This is a genomic window from Ruegeria sp. ABM4_193, assembly GCF_056158705.1.
On sequence record NZ_JBSWTT010000004.1, the window covers coordinates 53,337 to 77,841 of the forward strand.

Here is a 24,505-nt window from a genome sequence, read left to right on the forward strand (position 1 = left end):
CGCCCTCATGCGGGAACCGGGCGGGTCATCTCGGCAACGATATCATCGATGATCTGCTGCAGCGTCCGCATCGGGCGGAACCCGGTGACGCGTTGCAGTTTCGAGACATCGGGCAGGCGGCGCTGCATGTCCTCGAACCCTTCGGGATAGACGGTGTCATAGGGGACGAATTGGATTTCCGAGGTCGAGCCGGTTGTTCGAATGACCTGTTCGGCCAGTGCGCGGATCGTGACCTCCTGATCGGTGCCGACATTGAACACGTCACCGCGTGCCTCGGGCAGGGTCATCAGACGGCACATGGCCTCGACCACATCCGCCACATGGCCGAAGCAGCGCGATTGCTCGCCAGTGCCGTGTACCATCAGTGGCGCGCCTTCCAGCGCGGATTTGACGAAATTTGGCAGCACCATCCCGTAACGCCCGGTCTGACGCGGGCCGGTGGTGTTGAAGAACCGCAGCACCGTGACAGGCAGATCGGATTCCCGTGCATGGGCCAGTGCCAGAAACTCGTCCAGCGTCTTGGCGCAAGCATAAGACCAGCGCAGGTTGCGGGTGGCGCCGATGGTCAGGTCACCTTCTTCCTGAAAGGGGAAATTGGTGCTTTTGCCATAGACCTCGGAACTGGAGGCGATGAAGGTATGTGTCTTGTCCACCAGCGCTGCATCCAGAACGTTTTCCGTGCCCGCAACATTGGTCAGGATCGACCGGCTGGGTTCATCCATGATCAGCTTGACCCCAACGGCCGCCGCCAGATGGAACACCACATCTGCTGGTCCGACCAGATCGGCGACCTGCTTGCGATCCAGAATACTGCCTTTGACGAAGGTGAAACCGGGGTGATCCGCAACACTGGCCAGATTGGACATGAGCCCCGTTGACAGATCGTCCAGAGCCGTAACGGTATGGCCATCCCCGATCAGCCTTTCCGTCAGATGAGAGCCAATAAACCCGGCCCCGCCGGTCACCAGAATATGCATATCTATATACCTGTCACTTGTTCTGAACCACTGTGCCGAAGTGTACAATCTGTCCCGCGCCTCCGGCTATAGTCGCGGATAAAAAAGGTTTGCTCACCAAGGCTTCCCCCGAATGGCGGCCCGCACGTTGCGCATCAGTTTGCGTGCCGCAAGATAGGGCCCGCCGCGCCCGGCAAGATGAGCCTTCCAGCGGGCGATGTCGGTGAAATAGAACATCTCGAGCCGCGGCAGATCGTGCATGTCATCACCCGCTTTTGCCACGCCCAGCCTTGTGCCGACCGAGGTGTCGTAATTCCGGGCGACCCGCGCGCGTATGTCCGGGTTCGATGCCCCATAAGGGGGTGCAAAATGGCGAATGGGCTGATCCAGCCGGGCGGTGATGTCCTGACCAGGGCCGGTTATCTCGTCTTCAAGCGCCTCAGGGTCCAGCGTGGTGAGGTCGGGGTGGCTGATACTATGCGCGCCGAAACAGACCCCTTCTTCGGCCAATGCCGCAACTTTGTCCCAGCCCATCAGCGGGCGCGGGGGGACATGTCCGCCGGCCCAGCTGTCACTGCCGCCCATCCGGCCCGAAGGCAGATAGACGATCGGGGTGAAATTATGATCGCGCAGGATCGGCCAGGCGGTGTCGGCGAAATCTTCGAACCCGTCATCGAAGCTGATGATGACCACGCGTGGGGCAGGCGGGTTGGCCAGCGCATCCGGTGTGACCACCGGCAGGCCGGATGCCGCCAGCGCCTTCATCTGGGCTTTGAACACCTCGGGCGCAATCGAGGTCGGTCCGGGCGCATCCGAGATCGAATGATACATCAGGATATCGGCCTGCCAGGCGGGCATGGGTCAGTCTTCCACCACATGGGTGGCAAAGACCTCGCGATACCTGTTCCATTTCGCGCGGTCGACATGGCCCTTGCTGTCGATGCAATCCGCCGCGCCATAAGCCATGGCAAAAGCGTGGTGGGTGTTGTCATGGGCAAACAACCCCTGCCGTCCAAATACTAGCAATCCGTCCATATCTGAGAGCCACTGATCCACCGTATCAAACCGCTCTTCATAGCCCACATCGTAAACCGGATAGGCATGGCTCAGCCGTCGGGTTTCGCAGCGGCGCACCGGTACGGTGACGGGCAGGCCCAGCTGGCCCAGCCATTTGGTGAATTCCTGCCCCAGTTCCTCGTCGGACATGGACCACCATTTCTCATCCGGGTCGCAGGGCAGCTCGGCACACAGAACGGTGACGCCCTTCGGCGCGCCACTGGCGTTATAGTTCTTGGGCTCTGACATGCGGCTGATCGGGATCGACAGTTCGGGGAAGTAATGCGCATCGAACTCGGTGAACTGGTCGGTCTCAAGCACCAGGTACAGCAGGATCATGCCCCGGAACCGGATCGCGCGGGCGGCTTCGACCACCTCGGCCGGAGCGTCGCCGATCAGGCGCGTCAGCCCGGTCAGCGGGATGGTCGACAGGATCAGATCGCCGGTCATGTGCCGCTCGCCATCTTCGTCACGGATCGTCAACCCAGTGATACGATTGCCATCCCGCTCGATGGCGGTGATTTCAGTGTTGAACAGAAAGCTGGCACCGTTGCTTTCCGCACTGTTCCGCATCGCGTCCGAGATTTGTCCGAACCCCTTGCGCGGATAAAAGAACCGCCCCGCCGTTTCGCTGCGCAGCCCCGGCAGCAGGCGCAGCATCTTCATCAGGATCTTGCCGACCGAGCCGCTGCCGACCCGACGTTCTGCCAGTTTCACCGCCAGCTTGTCCGGATCCAGCCCCCACAGCTTGCGCACGTATGGGAAATAGAAATTGTCCGAAATCGTTGGTCCCAGCCCGTCATAGAGCACGGTCGAGAATGTCTCGGGACCCTCGCTTTTCTTGCGGAAGGGTTTCAGCGCCATGTCCCCGATCAGCGACGCGGCAAAGGGTTTGGGCAGGCGCATCAGCGCATCGGTCAGTTTCAGCGGAAAGTGAATCCATTTGCCGCCCAACCGAATGCGCCCATGGCGCGGGCGCAGCAGCAGATCGTCACCCAGCAGGGCTTTTACATCAGCCAGAACCTCGGGCTCGGCCGCCGGATGAAACCGGTGCGAGCCATAGTCGCAGATCACGCCTTCAACCGGGAACGAGGCCGAATTGCCGCCCGCAACAGGCGCACGTTCGATCACGGTGACCTTGGCCTGCCCGGTCAGGGCATGGGCAGCGGCCAGACCAGCCGGTCCGGCGCCGAGGATGATGATTTCTGGCTTGTCGCCATTGGGTCGGGAAACATCCGTCACTTGCACTCTTCCTTCTGGGAACTTGCCGGGGTGCTGAACCGCATCCCGGACATGGTCAGAACCAGCGCGCCTAACCCGCCCGCCGTGAACAAAACAACTTGCCAGACCAGCCCGGCGGCCACGACCGCGGCGGCGCTGGCACCAAAGGGGGCCAGAAAACCGGCCAGCGTCGCCTCGCGCAGGCCCAGCCCGTTCAGGGATACCGGCAGCACGGCAATGATCTTGGCCAGTGGCCAGGCGAATATCCATGGGCCCGCCGCCACATCGACCCCCGCCGCAATGGCCAGCCACCAGGCCAGCAGGATCAGCAACAGCTGAATCAGCACAGATGCGATGAAAGCTACAGCCAGCGTTCCGGGCTTGCGCCCCATCCCGGCCAGCGCCTCGGCCAGACGGTTGGCAAAGCCCTTGCCGGGCAGGGACGGCACATAGCGCCAGGGCAGGGGCAGTAGGCGCGGCAAAGCGATCATCCCCGCAAGCGCCGCCAGCAAGACCAGAGCTACAGGCCAGATCATATGCCCGCCCGCAGCGCTTCCCCATGTCAGGACCAACCCCAGACAAGAGAGTGTCAGCAGGGCCACCATGTCGATCAGCCGATCCACGGTTGCGCCCGCAACAACCCGCGCGCCGTCCTTCATTGCCGCTTGCGCCAGGCCGGCGCGTACCGTGTCACCTCCGATTGCTCCGGGCAGGCAAAGATTGGCCGCCAACCCGGCAAAATGCGCCCGGATGGCCAGCGGGGCCGCAAATCCGCGCCCCAGAAGCAGCCACCATTTCAGCGCCGCCGCGACATGGGCCAGCAGGAACAGGACCAGCACGCATAGAAATACCCAGATCGGGATTGCCTTCAGCGCGGCCACGATTGCATCAGCAGGCAGAATCCAGAACAGGATCGCCAGCACCACGACCGATCCGGCAACCCGGATCAGCCAGCGCCGTTGACTTGGATCGGAAAGCATACCGCCGCTCCTGTCAGGGTCTCAGATGCAGCCGCGAGATCATGTCGGCGATCAGCCCCAGCGACCAGATCATGATCGCCGCCAGGAACGAGAACACCGCCGTTTCACTGAGGTTCCAGTAGAACATGTCGATAATGAATTTCACTGTGCCCAATGTGAAAAACGCCAGACCCAGCGGGATGAACACCCGCAGCGGATTGAACAGCGTGCTGATGCGCAGGATCAGGATGATGAAGTTCAGGAAATCAATCGGCCGGATTTTCGACTTGCCCACCCGTTTGCCATATTCGATCGGCGTATAGATCATCCGCTTGCCATTCGAGGTCATGCACAGCGTGATCGTGGTGGTGAACGAGAAGTTCTGCGGCAGCAGCGGCAGGAATGGGATCAGCTCGGATTTGCGGAACACGCGCAGGCCCGAGTTCAGATCGTTGATCTTGCGCTCGGCCAGGAATGAGGCAAAGGCGAACAGGAATTTCTTGGCCGGTCTGCGCAGAAGCGGCACGTTCTTCATCGCCGCCCCCCGGTCGCCCACCACCATGTCCTGATCGCGGCACATCGCCAGCATTCCCGGCAGATAGCGTGCGGGATAAGTGCTGTCGGCGTCCAGAATGGCGACATATTCATGCTGCGCCATCCGCACGCCACGCTTGAGGCTGGCGCCGTAGCCTGAATTCACGTCGTTGAAGGTGACGGTGGCTCCGCTGGCCTCGGCCTCGGCACGGGTATTATCCTGGCTGGCATCGTCCACCACGATGATCTCGTAAGGAATGCCCAAGGGTTCGAGATGGGTGCGCACATCCTCGACCGTGTGGCGCACGGCGTTTTCTTCGTTGAACGCGGGGATGACCACGCTCAGGCTCATGCCAGCGGTTTCCGATGCGATCAGCTCTTCGGATGTGGTGCTGTTCGTTTCCATCGGCTCTGCGACTTTGTTCATGAAAATGAAAACCTTTTATTCACTCAATAATCCCTGTCCCGGACCCTGCTGCCAAACTCGCGCAGGGGGGTGGAACGTGACGGGCATAATTCCCTGTATTGCGTATAGTATTCGAACACGTACAGACTGAACATAGACAATAAATTTGACCAAATTCGACCGTTAAGGCGTCAAGTTTGTAATTACGTATACTGCGCGCAGTAGGTTTGAGTGTTTGAGCCATGTGTCCACCGGTACTTGGCGGGGTTCGGGCAATAGGAAGGAAACGGGTGTCAGGGCGGCAGAGTTTCAGCAGCGGAGTTGCCTGGATGTCGGCTGGTATCTGGGTCGAGCAGGCGTTCAACTTCATCATTTTTGCCATTCTCGCCCGTATTTTAGGGGTCGAGGCCTTTGGTCTTCTGGCGATGGTTGCAGCCTTTGTACTGTTTTCCGAATTCTTGGTACGCGAAACGATCTCCGACATTCTGCTGACCCATGAGGCGCTGTCACCAGAGCGGTTGAACTCGGTTTTCTGGCTGTTGGCGCTGCTGGGAGGCGTGTTGACGGTCGCGCTGTATCTGGGGGCGGGGCCGGTCTCAAATTTCTACAATGAGCCGATTGCGCGTGAATTGTTGATTGGATTGTCTCCAACGGTGTTGATGATTTCACTGACGGCGGTGCCGGTGGCGATCCTGCGCCGGGAAATGCGGTTCCGTGTTCTGGCCATCCGCGCAGCGCTCGGTGCGGCGGTCGGCGGGGTCGTGGGCATTGGCATGGCATTGGCGGGATACGGCGTCTGGAGCTTGGTCGGCCAGCGGCTGGCGATGACGGCCACCAACATTGTGATGGCATGGGGCGCGGTATCCTGGCGCCCGGCGTTCCATGCGTCGCGGGATCACATGCGCAGGGTTTTGCATTTCAGCCACCGGATTCTGGGCCTGCGCGCGGCCGAACTGGCTGCGGTGCAGTCACCAGCGGTTATCATCGGCGCGATGCTGGGGCCGGTGCCGGCGGGGTATTATGCAATTGCCTGGCGTGTGATCGAGACCGCCTCGTTCCTGATTATCACGCCGCTGCGCACCGTGGCGCAGCCTGCCTTTGGCGCGGCAGCACGCGATGGAAGTCAGGCGACGGATTTGCTGATGGACGTTATGCGCCTGACCGGGTTTCTGGCCTTTCCGGCCTTTGCCGGGTTGGCGGTTCTGTCGGAACCGGCTCTGGTTTTGCTGTTCGGTCAGAAATGGGCTCCGGCCGCTCCGGTCCTGAGCCTGATGTCGGTGTTTGGTATGTATCTATGCGCTGAAAAGGTGCAGCAGACCTTTTGTCTGGCGGCGGGGCAGGCCGGACGTCTTGCGGTTCTGTCTTGGGTTGAGGTGGCGCTGGCGGCAGCAGTAATCGCGGCGCTGACCCCTTATGGATTGCCAGCCGTAACAGCCGGTTTTGTGGCGGTTTTTCTGCTGATCTGGCCGCTCAAATTCGCCAATCTGGGGCATATTGCGGGGTTGTCCGGCCTGACTTTGGCGCAGCAGCACTTTGCGCCGTTCTTACTATCCGCAGGAATGGCAGCGTCGGTGCTTGGAGTTGTATGCCAAATCGACGGTAAATCTCAGATTCTGATCCTTCTGACCGGTACAGTGATTGGGATTATTGTTTATTGCCTATTGGCTGTTTTGTTTTTGCGCGAAAGGTTACGTCTGCTGATCGCAATGGTGCGCATGCAAGAGAAAACAGCCCCTGACACCGATCCGCAAGAAGCCAAGGGGTAGTGCATAATGATGCGCCGCCCATATTGGTTGATTGGCACAGCGCGCAGCTACCAAATCGGTGCGCCGAGGCGGAAATTGACGGTTTTCTCCCCGCCGTCGGATTTTTGAAGGTGAGCAACAATGTTGTTTTCTGTTGCAGCGGGATTGAGCTTAAAATAGGCTCTGGCCTTGTCATCATACTGTACAAAATCAACTGTTGGTGGCGTCTCACCGTTAACCTTAATAACTGCAGACTGAACATCTGGTTCGCCAATTAGTAACTCGATATTGAGAGTAGCGTCACGCCTGAGCGGGGCACGCATGATCAACCGAGCAACTGTGCCAGGCGCGTCGGTTGGGAATGCTCTGGTCTTGTCATAAGAATTCGGGCCAAAGCGATAAAAGGCAGTGAACAAAATGCCCGCGAGCAACAACACATAGGCCCATCGGGTCCATCCCAGACCGTGCCATATGCGCCGGACTGAACCACGATGCGCGGTGTCTGGGACCAGGCGGGCAGCAAAAATCAAGGCTCCGGTATAGGCAAGGCCGGTGGCGATCAGCCCGAGCAGAATCCAAAGAGTCATCGAGAAAGCACCGCCCCAAGTTCCAAAATGCAGCATGTTCATCAAAGGTTTCCAATAGGCAAAACCCTTGACGTCATGTGGTGTGAAGGCGCCCAGAACCTTGAGGGTTACCGGGTCGATGGACACACTTCCAGGACCAAAGAAACCTGAATATCCCTTTACTGGTCCTGAGAAACCAAGACTGTCAGTTTTCTTTTCGGGCACGAACATAAGGAATGGCTCAAGCCCGGGCAAAGCAGCGCGGGCGCGCGCTTCAGCCTGAGCAATGAGAGCTGAATCAAAATTGGCAGGTAGTGCCGTGTCGCGCGGGGTTGGCGCTTCGGGTTTCGGGCGTGTGCCGTCAAAGCCCAGACTACCCAGCAGAAAATAGAAGCTGGTTACGGAAATCAGGATCAGCAGCGGTGTTGTCCAGACAGCTGTTAACCGGTGTGCTCCACCAGCCCAAGAACGCACCCCTCCCGAACTGTTGGGCCAGCGGAAGAACCCTCTCCAGAAGCGTCGATAAGTGATTAGGCCGCTGATGATCTGAAACAGCAGTACGACCGATGTGGCGCATATCAACATGAAGATAATTCGCTGTTGTGTCAGGAACGTGTCATGCAGGTCACGCATAATCGAACGAAAGCCCAGAGATCGTGTTTCCTCTACAACTGCACCGGTCACAGGGTCTGTCCAGAACCCCACCTTTTCGCCCCATCCCGTGCGACCCAGAGTGTGATCCACAAACCATGGAGTCTGGCGTTTGATCACCAAAGAGATACTGCTCTCTGGATGAGCCTCTTTGATACCATCATAGATCATGCCAAAACTGGCGATGCGATCTTCTTTGGCCATCATGGTCCAGATGTTCGGGCGACCGATCTTTTCAATTTCTATCGCGGCAACAAGCAGCGTACCGGTCAGAAACATGAACAGAAAAAACAGAGACAGATGCAGCCCCAGCCAGGTGTGGAGCTTAAAGAGCAAATTACGGACTTTGCGGTTCATCTGAGTAGCTCTTAGTTAACAATTCTGGAGCACAATAAACGGTGTAAATGTACAGGAAACAATGGCGATACGGCATTGTTTTGCAAGAAAGGCGGTTTTGGCTTTCAATGTTGCCGTGAATGCACGTTATTTCATGATATTCCTGCAGGTTAAGTGTTGTGCGAATCCCGAACTTCGCGGGATGGTATGAGTATACCCGGGTATTGGTGGGGTAAGTGGTGCTGTTTGATGTTAAATAAAGCTATGAAAACAATTTCCATTGTTTCGCCATGCTTCAATGAAGAAGACAACGTGGCGAATTGTTATGAGACCGTGAAGGCGATTTTCGATAAGGAACTGCCGGGCTACAGGCGCGAGCATATTTTCATCGATAATGCCTCTTCGGACCGAACCGTGGACATCCTGCGCGAGATTGCCGCACAGGATCAGGACGTGAAGGTGGTGGTCAACGCCCGAAATTTCGGGGTGTTTCGATCAACCTTCAACGGACTGCGCTACGCGACCGGCGACGGCATCGTCGTCATGTTGCCGGTCGACCTGCAGGATCCGCCCGAGCTGATCCCGGAATTCGTCGAGCTGTGGGAAAACGGTTATGACGTGGTGGCCGGTGCCCGCAGCACCCGCGAAGAAGGGTTCGTGATGCGCAATGCACGCGGCCTTTTCTACCGGATCGTCAATGGTCTGTCGGATGTCTGGCTGGAACCGTCGGTCGGAGAGTTCCAACTGATCGACCGCAAGGTTCTGAAGGCGGTGCTGGCGCATAAGGATCACTATCCTTACATCCGTGGAATCATTGCAAGCTGCGGTTTCCGCCGGATCATCAAACCCTATGTCTGGAAAGCTCGTGCAAAGGGGCTGTCAAAGCACAGCCTGATGGCGCTGATCGATCAGGCCTTGAACGCGATCTTCTCTTTCACGCGGGCCCCAATGCGGTTCTGCACGATCAGCGGGCTGGTGATTGCGATTGCCTGTATCCTGTTCTCGCTCATCTCTGTGGTGCTGTTTTTTGTCAATCCCGATCAGGCGCCGCGCGGGACGACGACCATCATCGTATCCCTGTTCTTCCTGTCGGGCATTCAGATGCTGTTCATCGGAATGCTGGGGGAATACATCACCTCGATTCACAATCAGGTGCGCGGCGGGCCTATTGTGACCGAGCAGGAACGTATCAATATCGAAGGTCCCGCGCGGGACCCGGCTCTGGCCAGAGAAGAGCATCTAGCATGATCGCACAGACAAACCGGTGGCAATGGCGCTGCCTTGCTCTTGTGCTCTGCGCCTGTGCAGGCCCAGCCTGGGCCGCAGATGCGCCCGTCTCCAATGCCACGCTGGCCGAGTTGCGTCTGTGGTTTACGGTTATGGCTGCGGCCGCAGCGGTTCTGATAGGTGTCTTCTGGTCGCGCGGATTATCTTGGTTCGGGGCGTTGGCCGCTCTGGTTCTGCTGGGGAGTTCCGCTCGGTTATGGTTGACACAACCGCTCTGGTTTCCGCGGCTTGAGATTTCCGCCGACCCGCCTGAAAACCTGATCATGCTGATGATACTGGCCGGACAGGCGGTACTGACGGGTGTTGTTCTGATGCGTCCTGCAGGCCGGGAGGCTGTCAGGGGTCTTTTCGCCAGAGCGGGGATTGTTCGCCTGATTCTTTTGATGGTTCTGGTCGCGATTTTCAGCCTGTCCGCAACACCTTATGTGGCCTACGGCTATTACATGGCCTTCGGACTGCAGATCGGTGTTGGCGGTGCATTATCTCTTGTTCAGATGGCCACGCTGGTCGCCATGTTCGCCGTGGCAGGTCCCGATCGCATGCCGCGTATCCCGGTGGCCGCTCTGGTGAGTTTTGCGGCAGTGACCAGTGCCGTCCTTGCCTGGACGGCGTTCGACCGTGTTCCCCATGTCGAGGATGAACTGGCCTATCTCTTTCAGGCACGGACCTTCGCGGCTGGTACGCTCTGGGCTCCGGTCCCGCCCGAGGCCGCACAACCCGCACTGGAATATTATCTTCTCGAAGTGCACGAGGGAAAATGGATCAGTGTCCCGGCACAAGGCTGGGCCATTGTTCTGAGCCTTGGAGTTTTGATCGGGGCACCCTGGGTGATCAATCCGATCCTGACCGGAATATCGGTCTGGCTGGCCCATGACATCGTCCGCCGGGCTGTAAGCCGGGAACGCGCGGATATGGTCGCGTTGCTCATGGCAACCTCGCCCTGGGTGCTGGCTGTTGGGGCCACGCTGATGACGCATTCCGTGATGCTGGTCGTGATACTTTTGGCCTGGTGGTGTCTGATCCGGGCCGGAGAAGGTTCAGCGAGGCGGGCGATCCTGCTGGCGTTTATTGCCGGGCTGGCGTTGGGGTGGGGCTTTGTGACCAGACCACTGGACGGATTGATTGTCGGCGGGCTGACTGGTTTGTGGTTGCTGCGCCGCCTGCCCGGGGGGATCGGGCAGGTGCTGGCCTGCGCCTTGGGCGGTGTCGTATCGGGGTCCGTCTTTTTGTTGCTCAATTATGGGACCACCGGTGATATGCTGCTGACCCCGCAATCCGATTACCTGAGCCGACTCTGGCCCGACACGAAAAATGCGTTCGGTTTCGGCCCCAATGTGGGACCACCCGCCAAAAGCTGGGGCGCGTTGGATATCTGGGTTGGCCATAGCCCGGCCGAGGGTTTGCTGAACCTGGTCAACGGGATTGCCTCGCTCAACCTTGAACTTCTGGGTTGGACCTTCGGATCGCTGGTTCCGATTTGGATTGTCTTCATCTGGCGCAAGCGCCTGACCGGATTCGACCGGGCCATGCTGGTGATCCTGGTGGCCCTTGTGGGTGTGCTGTTCTTCTATTGGTTCACCGGCACTTTTTATCTGGGACCACGTTACTGGCATACGGCACTTTTGCCGGTTCTGGTTCTTTCCGCAGCTGGGATCGAGGCGGTGAAAGACCGGCTGCCGGAACAATATCATGGTCGCCTGCACTGTATCGTCCTGCTGCTTTGCGCAGTCTCGGTCGTCAGTTTCACCTCATGGCGTGGGGTTTCGAAGTACGATGGATACGGTGGCTTTACCGGCGACATCAGGCGTCAGGCGCAAGCCGCAGAACTGGGTAATGCTCTGGTCTTTGTCTCGACAAATGCCAATATCGGATCTGCGCTTTATCTCAACGACCCGTTCCTGCCCGAGGGCAAGCCGATTTTCCTGCGCGATATGGGGCCTGAGCAGAACGCAGCCATCATAGCTGCCTTTCCCGGGCGCGAGGTTGTCTATCTGAGGGATAGCGAATAGGCCCGCGGGCCTATTCGGCCGCATGCTGATTTTCACTCGGTACGAAATTGCGCCGGAAATCCTTGGCAAACATCGTCCGGGTGAACCGACCCAGCCCCGAGGCATGTTCGCCAAAGGTCTCGATGCGGGTCAGCAGGGTGGCTTTCACCCTTTGATCAACCTGGGTCTGGAATTCGCGGGGCGCGTCGAACTGATAGTCCTGCAGCACACCTTCATATCCCGAATTCCGCCAAGCCTCGAGATCGAAGGACGAGCTCCAGACCGGTTCGTGTTCCAGGGTTTCCGAGAAAGGCACATGCAGCATCACGGCGCTGTAGTAATTGATGATCGTGTCGAGCATCTCGTGCGCTTCGTGGTCATCCTTGTCCAGAAGATCACTGATCGCCCGTTTCAGGAAATCAAGTGCTTCGTCCAGCACGATGAACCGGCCAATCATCGAGTATTTGCTGAGCAGATTGCCTCCCAACTCGCCGCTGATCAGATCATCGTAATTTTCCTGTGCCCAGACGACACAATTGGCGCGGGTTTCGAACAGTTCCTGCTGGTTTTCTTCCAGATAACCGGCCACCGCATCCCGGAAGGGCTGGGGGGCCTGATCGAGAATTTCCTGCATATGCTTGACGATCAGGAAGGGACGGATGCCACGGGACCGCGCCAGGCGGAAGGCTTCTTCGAAATTGTCTTCGTAATAGAAGATCGTCAGCAGCAGATGGAAAACGCGGGTGTCCAGATAATCCTGGAACGAGAAATTCTCGGACTGGACCACCATTTCTTCGGTCTCGACCACGGTTGGGCCGGTATATTTGCCAAGGCATCGGGCGACGACCCGGTGCAGTGTTTTGAACCCGAATTTCTCGCGGCTGTCGGGATTGGCCAGCGGCGCGCCATGCAGCAGCATCAGCTGATGTGCAGCCACCCGGCTGACACCGGTTTCGATCAGCTTGTCCACCGCATCCATAAAGGATTCCTTGGTTTCACCGGGCATACACAGGATCAGTTCACCATAGGATTGCATACCCTTTGAATGAAGCTCCTGCTGTACCTCGGCATAGGTATCCAGGCTGATATTGTCGCGTTTGATATTCTTTAAAACTTCCGGGTTCAGAGACTGAACCGATGAGGTCATCGGCAAGCGACCCTTGGCCTTGCGCATCACCTTGATGATCCGGTCGCCGCGGTTCTTGCCTGTGGTTGTCCGGATGTATTTGGGCCAGTCGTACCGTTCCATCAGATGACCCAGATAATCGGCCACCTCTTCATCCTGCACATACATGCCGAAATTGTCGTCCGCGAAACAGAGCGGGCTGGCATGGTTGATGCGGGCCACGATGTAATCCAGATCAGCCTTGGTGCGTTCAAACGAATGGCGGAATACCTTCGAGTTCGATTTGACCGCCGAGTTGCAGAAGGCGCAAGTGAACGGACAGCCGCGTGCCAGTTGCATCAGTGCAAACAGGCCGGTGTCAAAGAACTTGTCCATCAGTCCGGCCAGATAGGGCGAGGGGATTTCATCCAGATCGCGGATGCGGGGTGGTTCGCCCCCGCGCAGAATCTCTCCGGTTTTGGGATGTACATAAAGCGCGCCATCGACGGCTTCCTCCCACATGCCTTCGCGGCGAGCGCCGACATCGATGAAACGCTGCAACGTGCTCAAAAAGGCGCGCTCACCCTCATAGGTGGGGCCACGCACGTGCATGTCGATCTGTGGCATGGTCCGAATCCAGCTTTCCTGCTCATCTTCGGTCAGTGGAAAGTTGGGGCCACCCATCAGGGTCAGGCTGTCGGGGTTAACTGCCTTGGCATAGTCGGCAAAGGACAGGGCCAGATGGTGGTTCCAGGAATAGCTGGAAAAGCCAATTACGTCGGGCGGAGCTGTGTCGATTGCAGCTTTGAGCTCTTGGGGGTCACGGAAGATCGCAACATCAATTAGCGTTGGGCTTTTTGCATAAGCCTGAGCGAAAGTCGCAAGATTTCCGACACCTAAGGGGTAGGTGTCCGATGTTGCAGTAACGAGGTTGTGGCCGAGATCGGCAAGGTAAAGACGCATTAGTTAACTATCCTCGCGGTACAGTTCTTATGTCAAATTTCAGACTCCATGGTCAGTTCGGTCTTCAATGGTTTTTAAGCCAGAATATTATATTCAAGCATTTTTCACACCTCCTGTTGCCATGGAAAGCGATCTGTCAGCACTCGGGAAATCAGGATGAAGGCCAAGATTGCGGCCGGAAGGACGATTATCCCCTGCGCAATGATTGGTTGAAATCCCACGGACAGCAGACCCTCCAGAGACAGGGCATTGAATGCATAAACCACCAGATAGGACAGGATATAAAATGGCAACCGACCTAGGCCCTTGGTATCGAACACGAGGCGCGCATGGGTCATGAAATTCCACAGAACCCCACCGGAAAACGAGATCACCAGCGCGACTTGTGGGGGCAAGCCAGACAGATTGAGAATGGTGAAGAGCGCATAGCCGAACGCCGTGTTCAATACGCCGACCATGGCAAAGCGCATGAAAGATTTCTTGCGGGGAACAAGCAGTTTCTTCACGTCTGCCCCCCTTCGAATCTAAGAATATCGGCCACGCCTGAGGTGATGTCATGTTGCGGTACGAAGCCGACCTCATGCCGCAACCGGCCCACATCTGCTGCCAGCAGAGCAGGATCGTCTGCTGCGCGCGTGATTGCACCCAGTCGGATCAGGTCGGAGTGGTGCATTTGTTTCGCAACCTCTTCAATGAGTTCTCGAACCGGGATTGCGGTGCCGCTGGCGACATTGACAGCGCCGGTCACATTCGTCTCCAGCAGTTGTAACAGAGCGCGGGCCAGATCATCTACATGCAGGAAGTCGCGCTCTTGCAGGCCATCGGTGCAATCTACGGGTTGGCCCGCTTTGAGGTTCGAAATCAGGTCGCCGAACAACCGCCCCGGCGGTTCGCCTGATCCGTAAACAAAAAAGATACGAGCCCAGGCCAGTGACAGGCCAAGCGAGCCCTGCCCTGCACACAGCGCCAGACCGGTTCCGGCCTTGGCCGCGCCATACAAGGTGCGTGGCCGCAAAGGCGTTGCTTCGGACAGGTCTGGTATGGACCAGTCATATTCGGCGCAGCTTCCGGCGCAGACTGCGCGTTGGCCGCCTGTTCGCGCGAATTCCCGCACCAAATGCAACGTGGCGGCCATCCAGTCCAGATTGGCCGCAGAAGTCCAGCGGTCGCGCGGGCCGTCATGCCATGCCAGATGAACCAGATGGCTGGCGCGGGCCGCTTCAAGGGCTGTTGTGGTGGCACCGGGGTCCAGCAGATCGCAGGCGATGTCGCTTGCCGGGTTGCGGCCCAGCGTCACCACCTCATGACCCGCCTTTGTCAGAGCCGGGACTGTCGCGCGTCCAATCAGGCCGGTGGCCCCGGTCAGCAGAACCCGTGCCATCAACTGATCCTGACCTCCGGCACGGCGGTCACGAACTGGGTGCCCTGCGCCTTCAGGTCGGACAGTTGATCCGTGACCTCGTCCCGGATGTTCCAGGGCAGGATCAGCACGTAGTCCGGTGGCGTCTCGCGCAGCGCTTCGACCCCGTGCACAGGGATATGGCTGCCGGGCAGCAGCGTGTTCTGCTTGGCCGGGTTGCGATCAACGCAGTAAGAGATCAGATCGGGGCCGATCCCGGCATAATTCAACAGCGTGTTGCCCTTGGCGGCGGCACCATAGGCGGCAACGATGTCCCCCCTGGCATTTGCTTCGCGCAGAAAAGCAAGCAATCCGTCGCGCAGCGCTTCGACCTGCGTGGTGAAATTCATATAACCCTCAGGCCGGTCGAACTGCGCTGCGGCCTCATCCGCGCGGACCTTGGCCACACCAGATCCTTCGGGGTGGCTGGCGCCTTCAAGGCAGGCGAACACCCGCAGCGATCCGCCATGGGTTGGCAGTTCTTCAACGTCAAACACACGCAGGCCCGCCTTGGCAAAGATTGCCTCGACCGCCAGCAGTGACAGATAGGAGTAGTGTTCGTGATAGATCGTATCGAACTGGACTTCGTTGATCAGGTTCAGAAGGTGAGGGAATTCGACCGTATAGACCGCATCACCCGTCAGAAGCGTGGCGATCCCGGCGACGAAATCGTTGATGTCGGGCACATGCGCCAGAACATTGGCCGAAGCGATCAACGCTGGAGGTTTTTCTGCCGCAGCAACCTTTTGCGCCAGTGCCTTGCCGAAATAGTCGACCAGCGTGCGCACGCCTTTTTCTTCGGCCGCTGCCGCCACGCTACCTGAAGGTTCAATCCCCAGAACCGGGATGCCTTTCTCGACGAAATACTGCAGCAGATATCCGTCATTCGAGGCGATCTCGATCACCAGATCATCCGGCCCCAGATCAAACCGATCGACCATCCTTTCGACATAAGCCTTGGCATGGGCCAGCCAGCTGTCCGAATAGCTGGAGAAATAGGCGTAATCCGCATTGAATATCTCGTCCGCTGGCACGGCATCTTCGACCTGCACTAGATGGCAATTGTTACAGACCCAGGCATGCAGCGGGTAGCGCGGACAGGCGGTGCCAGCACGCTCGGGCGGGACATAGGAATTAGCCAGCGGTGAAAGCCCCAGATCGACCAGAGTCTGGGTTAGGGCTGCACCGCAGCTTCGGCAAGCGGGCTGTGTCATTGCGGCATCCTCCAGCGCAGATCCTCGCTCAGCGTTCCACTGCGGATATGCTCTTCGAGCGCCTTAAGCCGCATCAGCGGTGACGATCTGAAATCGGCATCGCCAAAGTTGATGTCGTTCAGCAATTGCAACAGGTCCCGGATGGTTCCTTCAAGCGTCTGCTCTGGCTGGTGTTCGGGTGCCAGCTGTTTGTAGAGCGAAAAGTCGACCTTGTACGAACGGTTGTCGGGTGAGGCGTCGGGATTGATCGAATAACTGGCCCCGGGGACCGCCTCGGCCACGGCCTGCGCCAGATCGCGGATCTGATAATTCCACACATCCGACCCGGCATTGACCGCCAGCCATTGACCTCCGGCATCTTCGGTCCGGGAGATGGCCCAGTCGATGGCCCGGGCCATGTCGCGCACATCGATCAGCGGCCGCCACGGGCTGCCATCGCTGAGCACGGTGATCTTGCCTGCGGTGGTGGCGCAGGCGGCGAAGTCATTCAGCACCAGATCCAGCCGCAGCCGGGGTGAAGGTCCGCAGGCGGTGGCAAACCGCAGCGCGGTACGCAGCATACCCGGCGTGTCCATGGCCTCAAGCGCGCGCTCAGTCCCGATCTTACTGCGGGCATAGGCCGTCAGTGGGTTCAGGGGCGCATCCTCGGATCGTGCGTCGCCCTCGGCAAAGCCATAGACCGAACAGCTGGAGGCGAAGACAAAGCGCGACACCCTGGCCTCGGCGGCCAGATGTGCAGCGTGGACAATGGCGTCCTGATTGATTTCCGTGGTGACGGTTTCGAACCGTGCGCCCATCGGATCGTTCGAGATGGCCGCCAGTGCAACAACCGCATCCGCCCCCTGAAACAGCGACGCGTCAATGTCGCGAATATCCGCGATGATTTGCTGGTTCAGAACCCGTTCGGGCCACGCATCATGCGTGGTCAACCTGTCCGAGAAAAACCCGGGATCAAGGCCGATCAGATTGGCGTTGGGATAAGATCTTCGCAAGGCCGCAGCCACGACCGGGCCAATATAGCCCAGATTGCCAAGCAGGATAATTTTCGGAGCGGAACCCAGCGTCATTCCCAGACCTTCCATGGAGCATTGCCTTCCTGCCAGCGCGCTTCAAGCTGACGGCGGTCGCGGAGCGTATCCATCGGCTGCCAGAAGCCTCTGTGACGAAACGCCATCAGATCGCCTTCTGCGGCCAGTGTTTCAAGCGGGGCGCGTTCCCAGATCGCGCCGTCCTCGTCCAGAAGCTCACCAACCGAAGGATGCAGCACGAAGAACCCGCCATTGATAAAGCCACCGTCACCGCCCGGCTTTTCGGCGAAACGCTCGATCTGATCGCTGGCCAGTTCCAGCGCGCCGAAACGGCCTGGCGGTACGACTGCGGTGAGTGTGGCGCGTTTGCCGTGGCTTTTGTGGAACGCGACCAGCGCGCTGATATCGACATTCCCGACCCCGTCGCCATAGGTCATGCAAAAGGCCTCTTCATCCTTGAGCAGATGCATGACGCGACGCAGTCGTCCCCCCGTCTGGCTATTCTCGCCGGTATCGACCAGCGTCACGCGCCACGGTTCCGATTTGCTGTTTGCAATCTCAAGCCCGCCATTGGCCAGATCGATCGTGACGTCCGAGCTGTGCAGAAAGAAATTAGCGAAATATTCTTTGATGACATAACCTTTGTAGCCAAGGCAGACGATGAAATCGGTAATGCCGTGGGCGGCATAGATTTTCATGATATGCCAGATGATCGGTTTTCCCCCGATCTCGACCATGGGTTTCGGTATCCTGACGGTTTCTTCGCTGAGCCGGGTCCCTAAACCACCGGCCAGAATAACACACTTCATAAAATTGCTCCCTCGTTAACAACGAAGCCAGCCACCACTTTTCAGGTCCTAAACCCGGACCCGGCGTGACTTGATCCTACAAACACTCGCAAGCAGTAGGACGGGAGCGGTTCGCCCATGTCAAGATTCACAAGGCTCCGAGTCATGATGCATCCGATTTCCGGGTACTCTGGCATCTGGGTATGCACAATATGACGGATAAGCGGGTATTGTTGATTAGCCCTCCTGCGTCAGAGCCATAGGCAGATCGCAACATATTCTACGGCACGAATGGGTGGCGCGGTGGGGCAGAGACATGGTGCCCGTCGCAGCAGCGTTTCGGGTTTGGCAATGGTGATTTCAAAACGTTGAAAGGCGGTTTTGAAGGTGAATAACTGTTTTACTATTCAATACGTTGGAAGCCTTATCCGCTGTCTGGAAGGCGCTCGCGATTGTGTTCCCTGCAAGTCGGACACCCGTTTTCAGGAGAGGTAATCGAGGTTTTCAGGCGGTCCGGATCTTTGGGTTCGGGTGCTGTAAGTGCCTGCTTACCCATGTTTCCATTTCGCTCTGCGCAGGGGGAAAAAATGGCCAGCAGGCATTCCTATTGGGGAGCCATTAGGAATTTGTTGTGAATTGACGATAACCTCTTGTACCGTGAGATAAGGGTTTTTGTATGGATGTTAGTGATTTGCCAAAAAATATTGTTCCAGTCGTAGTTATAGGGGGTGGGCCAGCAGGTCTGACAGCCGCCTACGAACTCCAGAAACTGAGTGATACGCATGTTCCCCGGGTTTTTGAGGCCTCGGATATGGTGGGGGGCATTTCGCGAACTGAAACGCATAAAGGCTACCGCTTCGATATTGGCGGGCACCGGTTTTTTACCAAGGTGCAGGAAGTCGAGGATATGTGGCACGAGGTGATGGGTGATGACTTCATCACCGTGCAACGCTTGAGCCGCATCTTCTACCGCAACAAATTTTATGATTATCCGCTGCGTATCTTCAACGCTCTGGGCAATATCGGTCCTTATGAGACCTATAAGATCATCGGCAGCTTCATCAAATGGAAGCTGCGGCCCAAGCCACAGGAAGATACCTTTGAAGAATGGGTAATTAACCGCTTTGGCGGGCGGCTCTATATGCATTTCTTCCACAGCTACACCAAGAAGGTCTGGGGTATCCCGCCGTCGGAAATCCGGGCGGACTGGGCCGCGCAACGGATCAAGAACCTGTCTTTGCCCAAAGCGGTCTGGAACGCGATTTCGGGCGCAAATGACACGGCCAGCTTGATTGAAGAATTCCAATACCCTCGCCTGGGTCCCGGTATGATGTGGGAAAAGACCCGAGATCTGATCAAGGAAAAGGGTGGATCGGTCGAAACCCATTCCGAAGTGATCAAGGTGAACCGCGAGGACAACCGAGTCACCTCGATCGATGTGCGTCATTGGACGGAAGACGGTGAAAAACACATTGAGAGGGTGGAAGGCACGGAGTTCATCAATTCTATGGCGGTACGTGATCTGATCCACGCTTTTGATCCGCCGCCGCCGCCCGAGGTTGTCGAGGCAGCAGATCGCCTGCGGTATCGCGATTTCCTGATCGTGACCCTGATTCTGGATCATGCTGACCCGTTCCCGGACAATTGGATCTACATCCATAGCCCCAAAGTGAAGGTTGGTCGTATCCAGAATTTCCGGGCCTGGTCCAAGGAAATGTTGCCCGACCAGAACACCGCGTCGATCGGGATGGAGTATTTCTGCCAGAAAGGTGACGGGTTGTGGTCATCCGCTGACGAGGATCTCAAGCATCTTGCCAGTGAAGAGCTTGAAAAACTCGGTTTGGCCAAGGCTGGTGATGTTATTGATTGCGCGGTTATCCGACAGCCCAAGGCTTATCCAGTCTATGACAGCGAGTACAAGGATGCTTTGGACACCGTCAGCGGCTGGCTTAAGTCGCTCGAGAACTTCCAGACTGTCGGTCGCAATGGTCTACACCGCTACAACAATCAGGATCACTCGATGCTGTCGGCGATGTATGCTGCCCGCAATATCATGGGTGAGAACAATGATGTGTGGGATGTGAATGTCGAACGGTCCTATCACGAGGAATTCGAGGCCGACACCAAGAAAAAGTTGGAACCAGACAAAAACCTCCGTAACAGAACCGCAACCTGAGTCTATGTCTCAACCGGGGGCGACAGCATTTGCAGGCTTAGCACAAGCTGAGAAGGTCGGGCGATATCCGTCCGGCAAAATGTTGATGTAGTCGCGCAATCTGGTAGTTTCCTGCGCTTCGTCCTGATGGTCCAACCGGCACCGCAACCAGACTTCGGCTAGCAGCAATCGCAGCTTTAGATTGGGGTCCATGTTGAGGATCGTCTCTTCCATTTGGGTGTTGGTCAGGCTGAACAGGTCTTGCAACTGACCATTTCTGAAATACTCAGAGCGGATTTCCAACCGCTGAAACACGGTGGCTCCAGATTCGCTTCCAATACGTCGACTCAGGGTGTGCGGAACATATCGTTTGGTGACTTCTCGCACGACCCATTTCGTGCGGATAAAAGGGTGGACTTTGTCGAAAGCAAACGGTGACGCTTTGAGCTTGTACCGCGTTGGCAGGTTAATTCCGAAACGGGCTATCCGGGTGTCGAGAAACGGAAACCGGGTCTCGACACCGGCGGACATGCTCATTGCTTCATTGCGATGCAGAATTCCGCGCAGAGGTTCATGCATGTACTCCAACATCAACTGTTTGCCGCGATCTATAAACCTGTCGGGCAAAGCTTTAAGATTATGTTTGAGAGCCAGTGTATCCTCGGTAATTACGGCACCATTCAGAACGCTGTTAGCTTTCTCTGCGCGCCCCAATTGGATAGGGCCCATTCCGGAGAAAGCCCGCATCCTGGACATGAGCGCTAAGATCCTCTGCTTACAACCATCCACTAGGTACTTCCTCGCAAGCAACGGATAACCATTGAATAATACATCCGATCCGCCACCAGACAATAGCTCCGTTATTCCCGCATCAGCGGCAAGTTGAGACGCCTTTATCAGCGCTGCGCCATTAGAGTGGGAGGCGAACGGAATCTCATAGTGCCGTATTGTCTGTGGGATCATGTCGATGACATCCTGTTCTTCGACTTTGGCGATATGTAGGTCCAATTTAAGGCTTTTGCTAAGGTCTCGGGCTGCCTCCGCACCGGTCCGATTGCTTCCTACATTGACGTGGATTAAGGGAATTTTGTGGTGTTGGTTCGCAGAGATAGCCGCGATCAGGGAGGTCTCGACCCCATCCGAACAGAAGGCCCCGATCCGTGCGTCAACAGGTAAATGTGCGGTTAAGGATCTGTGCATGAGATCGGCAAATTCATCAACGATTTCCGCCGCTGGCAGATTATCGAGCCGCGCCATCTCATCAAGATCAAGAAAATCGGTCAATTGGAAGAAAGGCGCAATATCGACCTTCTCTGACCCATCATGCCACAGGCGGCTTCCTGGCGTTAGGCATCGAACATTCTGGTAAAAGGTCGAACCACGGATCGGATTGTTGTAGCCCAGCAGATATCCGGCCATCGTGTCGAGGTCAGGCTGCAGGGTCATCCAAGGTTCAAATGCTTTTATTTCCGAGGCGAACAGAAAGGCTGGGCCGTCTTCGGTCATGCCCTGCGCCCAGTAGAGGGGCTTCATTCCGAAACGGTCCCGGGCCAGCAGGAGGCGGTGGCTCCGCCGATCAATGAATGCCAGTGCAAACATCCCTTCGAACCGCATCAGCGCTTCTTCTCCCCATTGAACTAGGCTGTGCAAAACAACTTCGGCGTCTGAGGTTGTACGGAACGCTATCCCCAGTTTCTCGAGTTTGGTACGCAGGAATCTGACGTTGCGGATTTCACCACTATAAACAAGGCTGTAGAGATCCATTGAATTGTTAAAAGGCTGCGGCGCCAAACCCAAGCCTGGTTCCGTGACAGTATTATAGGCATCCAAACCACGATGGCGGATTGAGAACGCACTTTGTCGCACCCGCACGCTGTCAGGGGTACGTGCGCCATTCTCAGGGCGGATACCAAACAGGCCACTCATTCAAAACTCCGGTATCACACGGGGTTAGTGGGTAAATTTTGTTTATTGCGAAGGGATCGTTTTCGACAACGGCTCCGGTGAAATATAAATTGAGGGGCGTGAATGGCGCATGTCCGGCCCTGTCATCCCCCATTCATGTTTAGTTCTGATGCAGTGTGAGGGTTTGATGAAAATACTAGTTGCCGAAGACGATGATACGCTACGCAACGATCTTGACCGTCTGATGCGTACTCGAGGTGACATCGTAAAGCTGGCTGAGAACGGGAATGATGCATTGTTTCTAGGTGAAACTGAAGACTGGGATGCAATTGTCCTGGATCTAGGGTTGCCTGGCTTAGACGGGCTTTCGATCCTGCGCGAATGGCGGAGCCGCAACATGGCAGTACCAGTTTTGATCCTGTCGGCACGCGACAGCTGGAATGACATCGTTTCGGGCTTGCGGAGTGGTGCGGATGATTACTTGTCAAAACCGTTTCATTCTGAAGAACTTATGGCCCGCCTCGAAGCTTTGGTGCGGCGAGCAAGCGGGCGTGGTACACCAACGATTGATGTTGGAGACCTGTCCGTTTTGCCTGATGAAAAGGCTGCCTTTTATAAAGGGCGCAATGTGTCTCTTACGGCTTTTGAATTTCGCGCTCTGGAGCATCTTGCTCGGCATGCAGGCTCGGTTGTCAGCCGGGCGGCTCTGATTGAGTATATCTATGCCGAAGACATAAATCTGAACTCGAATGTGATTGATGTTCTTGTCTCGCGTTTGCGCCGTAAGATTTCGCCGTCACTTGTAGAAACCGTGCGCGGGCACGGTTATCGGATACCCACAGATGATGCATGACTGGGCCACGATTACGCGACGTGTTTCGCTTGCGACGATTGCAATCTGTTGCGCCATCCTAGGGGTCGGGGCCACAATCTGCATTCTGCTATACCGGACATATGAGCTTGTAGAATTGGACCTCCTGCTTGCTCAGGATATGTTGATCGAATCCGGAAGGATTACTCTGAACGGGAAACAGACCAAACTATCAGGGCCCGTTGGACGTGGGCTTTATGATGTCGCTGGTGAGAACTGGCTGTGGCAACTAACACAGGATCAGGGCGACGGCCCTCCTCGAATTCTGTTGCAGTCACCCTCACTGGGACCGGTCAATGAAGACAGCCAAATTCTGGCTATTCCAAACGAGGGGAAAGGGAACTTTGAAAGCCCGGAGGGTGGCGTTGTACGCGGCTTGTCGCAGGGGTTTCCTGGAACAAACCCCGAGGATGGAATAACCTTTCGGATCGCAGCACCGATGAAACGTGTGACAGAGGAGATAGACCATGCGGTCAGGTTAATTGCTCTGATATTCATCGGGCTCGCTCTGATGGTATCGATTGCGGTTTATTCAACGGTGAACCGGGGTCTCAAGCCGCTCAAACGGCTCAGTGAGTCGGTCAAATCTATGCGCCAAAACGATGCGATCATTGACGGGCGAAACTGGCCGCCTGATCTGATTCCAGTGGTCGAGGAGTTGCGCGCATTGCATAGACGTAACAATATGAATCTTGAAAAAACACGCAGAAAAAATGCGGAGCTGGCGCATGGATTAAAAACACCGCTGGCAGCATTGATCCGTGTCGCCGAGAATCTGAACGGCGACAAGCGAGATCAGGTGACAGATCTTGTTGACCGTATGACACGTGTGATCAAGCGCAACCTCAGCCGCGCGCGGACCGAACGTCCTTATGGGAAATCTTCGCCCGTGCGGTCCAGTGCCGAAGACGTGGTCTATGCGCTTGGTGTCATTTTCAGAGATCGGATGCCTGAAATTGAAAACAACATCGATGAGGGAACCCTGTTTCTCGGCGAAGTGGCTGACATTCAGGAAATCCTTGGAAATTTGCTCGAAAATGCTTGTTACTGGGCAGAAACCCGGGTGCACATATCAGCCCCTATCAACGGGAAAGGTATGATCGCTTTAAGTGTAGAAGATAATGGACCAGGTATGGAGCGCAGTCAGACAATGCCAAAGTCACCTTCGCACGGGGCCGGAGGTGAGGGTGAGAATGAACATGGGCTGGGCCTTTTGATTGTTCAGGATATTGCCGAGCTTTATGGTGGGTCGGTTCACACAGGGAAATCGTCTTTGGGTGGTGCGCGGGTGACGGTCATGCTGCCTGGAAGGATTGCGGAATAGGAGTAACGCGACCGCAGTTTTTTGTTTCCACAAATAAATCAATACCCC

At 56.8% G+C, this 24,505-nt stretch carries 19 protein-coding genes; 6 read left to right on the forward strand and 13 right to left on the reverse strand.

The window, feature by feature from the left end:
- Positions 1-5 precede the first annotated feature (5 nt).
- From ACXADZ_RS22905 to ACXADZ_RS22925, 5 genes are all read right to left on the reverse strand, one after another.
- Positions 6-977, reverse strand: a complete 972-nt coding sequence (locus ACXADZ_RS22905) for an NAD-dependent epimerase/dehydratase family protein (protein ID WP_475200233.1) — start codon at positions 975-977, stop codon at positions 6-8.
- A 93-nt stretch (positions 978-1,070) separates the two neighbouring features.
- Positions 1,071-1,814 (reverse strand): polysaccharide deacetylase family protein, encoded by a 744-nt coding sequence (locus ACXADZ_RS22910; protein ID WP_475200236.1) that lies wholly within the window; start codon positions 1,812-1,814, stop codon positions 1,071-1,073.
- 3 nt (positions 1,815-1,817) lie between these two features.
- Complete coding sequence (locus tag ACXADZ_RS22915; RefSeq protein ID WP_475200238.1) at positions 1,818-3,254, reverse strand: protoporphyrinogen/coproporphyrinogen oxidase; 1,437 nt, start codon at positions 3,252-3,254, stop codon at positions 1,818-1,820.
- Positions 3,251-4,213 carry a lysylphosphatidylglycerol synthase transmembrane domain-containing protein gene (locus ACXADZ_RS22920; RefSeq protein WP_475200240.1) on the reverse strand — a complete coding sequence of 321 codons (963 nt, stop codon included), beginning with the start codon at positions 4,211-4,213 and terminating at the stop codon, positions 3,251-3,253. The genes ACXADZ_RS22915 and ACXADZ_RS22920 overlap by 4 nt, the downstream gene beginning before the upstream one ends.
- Before the next feature lie 13 nt (positions 4,214-4,226).
- A complete protein-coding gene (locus ACXADZ_RS22925) occupies positions 4,227-5,153 on the reverse strand; it encodes a glycosyltransferase family 2 protein (protein WP_475200242.1) in 927 nt (308 codons plus the stop codon).
- Positions 5,154-5,461: 308 nt separating this feature from the next.
- On the opposite strand from ACXADZ_RS22925, the gene ACXADZ_RS22930 reads away from it, so the two are divergent.
- On the forward strand, positions 5,462-6,898 hold the full coding sequence (locus ACXADZ_RS22930) for a lipopolysaccharide biosynthesis protein (protein WP_475200243.1): 1,437 nt from the start codon (positions 5,462-5,464) through the stop codon (positions 6,896-6,898).
- 47 nt (positions 6,899-6,945) lie between these two features.
- On the opposite strand, the gene ACXADZ_RS22935 is transcribed toward ACXADZ_RS22930, so the two are convergent.
- Positions 6,946-8,451 carry a PepSY-associated TM helix domain-containing protein gene (locus ACXADZ_RS22935; protein WP_475200244.1) on the reverse strand — a complete coding sequence of 502 codons (1,506 nt, stop codon included), beginning with the start codon at positions 8,449-8,451 and terminating at the stop codon, positions 6,946-6,948.
- 243 nt (positions 8,452-8,694) lie between these two features.
- Between ACXADZ_RS22935 and ACXADZ_RS22940 the strand changes: the two genes are divergently transcribed.
- Positions 8,695-9,678 (forward strand): glycosyltransferase, encoded by a 984-nt coding sequence (locus tag ACXADZ_RS22940; RefSeq protein ID WP_475200246.1) that lies wholly within the window; start codon positions 8,695-8,697, stop codon positions 9,676-9,678.
- Positions 9,675-11,726, forward strand: a complete 2,052-nt coding sequence (locus tag ACXADZ_RS22945) for a glycosyltransferase family 39 protein (protein ID WP_475200248.1) — start codon at positions 9,675-9,677, stop codon at positions 11,724-11,726. The genes ACXADZ_RS22940 and ACXADZ_RS22945 overlap by 4 nt, the downstream gene beginning before the upstream one ends.
- A 10-nt stretch (positions 11,727-11,736) precedes the next feature.
- On the opposite strand, the gene ACXADZ_RS22950 is transcribed toward ACXADZ_RS22945, so the two are convergent.
- From ACXADZ_RS22950 to rfbF, 6 genes are all read right to left on the reverse strand, one after another.
- Positions 11,737-13,773: a B12-binding domain-containing radical SAM protein gene (locus ACXADZ_RS22950; protein ID WP_475200250.1), complete on the reverse strand. Its 2,037-nt coding sequence runs from the start codon at positions 13,771-13,773 to the stop codon at positions 11,737-11,739.
- A gap of 104 nt (positions 13,774-13,877) precedes the next feature.
- Positions 13,878-14,279 carry a GtrA family protein gene (locus ACXADZ_RS22955; RefSeq protein ID WP_171621444.1) on the reverse strand — a complete coding sequence of 134 codons (402 nt, stop codon included), beginning with the start codon at positions 14,277-14,279 and terminating at the stop codon, positions 13,878-13,880.
- Complete coding sequence (locus ACXADZ_RS22960) at positions 14,276-15,154, reverse strand: NAD-dependent epimerase/dehydratase family protein (protein WP_475200255.1); 879 nt, start codon at positions 15,152-15,154, stop codon at positions 14,276-14,278. The genes ACXADZ_RS22955 and ACXADZ_RS22960 overlap by 4 nt, the downstream gene beginning before the upstream one ends.
- On the reverse strand, positions 15,154-16,386 hold the full coding sequence (locus ACXADZ_RS22965; RefSeq protein WP_475200256.1) for a methyltransferase domain-containing protein: 1,233 nt from the start codon (positions 16,384-16,386) through the stop codon (positions 15,154-15,156). The genes ACXADZ_RS22960 and ACXADZ_RS22965 overlap by 1 nt, the downstream gene beginning before the upstream one ends.
- Positions 16,383-17,468: an NAD-dependent epimerase/dehydratase family protein gene (locus ACXADZ_RS22970; RefSeq protein WP_475200258.1), complete on the reverse strand. Its 1,086-nt coding sequence runs from the start codon at positions 17,466-17,468 to the stop codon at positions 16,383-16,385. The genes ACXADZ_RS22965 and ACXADZ_RS22970 overlap by 4 nt, the downstream gene beginning before the upstream one ends.
- Positions 17,450-18,223: a glucose-1-phosphate cytidylyltransferase gene (gene rfbF, locus ACXADZ_RS22975; RefSeq protein WP_475200259.1), complete on the reverse strand. Its 774-nt coding sequence runs from the start codon at positions 18,221-18,223 to the stop codon at positions 17,450-17,452. Before rfbF ends, ACXADZ_RS22970 begins: the two co-directional genes overlap by 19 nt.
- A gap of 670 nt (positions 18,224-18,893) precedes the next feature.
- Between rfbF and ACXADZ_RS22980 the strand changes: the two genes are divergently transcribed.
- The gene (locus ACXADZ_RS22980) at positions 18,894-20,378 is read left to right on the forward strand and encodes an NAD(P)/FAD-dependent oxidoreductase (protein WP_475200261.1); all 1,485 of its coding nucleotides are present in this window, start codon (positions 18,894-18,896) and stop codon (positions 20,376-20,378) included.
- Positions 20,379-20,387: 9 nt separating this feature from the next.
- Here the strand turns inward: ACXADZ_RS22980 and ACXADZ_RS22985 are convergent, their stop codons facing one another.
- Positions 20,388-22,154 carry an asparagine synthetase B family protein gene (locus tag ACXADZ_RS22985; RefSeq protein WP_475200263.1) on the reverse strand — a complete coding sequence of 589 codons (1,767 nt, stop codon included), beginning with the start codon at positions 22,152-22,154 and terminating at the stop codon, positions 20,388-20,390.
- 295 nt (positions 22,155-22,449) lie between these two features.
- Here ACXADZ_RS22985 and ACXADZ_RS22990 point away from each other — a divergent pair, with 295 nt between their 5' ends.
- Together ACXADZ_RS22990 and ACXADZ_RS22995 are read left to right on the forward strand one after the other, a co-directional pair.
- Positions 22,450-23,115 carry a response regulator transcription factor gene (locus tag ACXADZ_RS22990; RefSeq protein WP_475200265.1) on the forward strand — a complete coding sequence of 222 codons (666 nt, stop codon included), beginning with the start codon at positions 22,450-22,452 and terminating at the stop codon, positions 23,113-23,115.
- On the forward strand, positions 23,105-24,457 hold the full coding sequence (locus tag ACXADZ_RS22995; RefSeq protein WP_475200267.1) for a sensor histidine kinase: 1,353 nt from the start codon (positions 23,105-23,107) through the stop codon (positions 24,455-24,457). Before ACXADZ_RS22990 ends, ACXADZ_RS22995 begins: the two co-directional genes overlap by 11 nt.
- Positions 24,458-24,505: the final 48 nt, after the last annotated feature.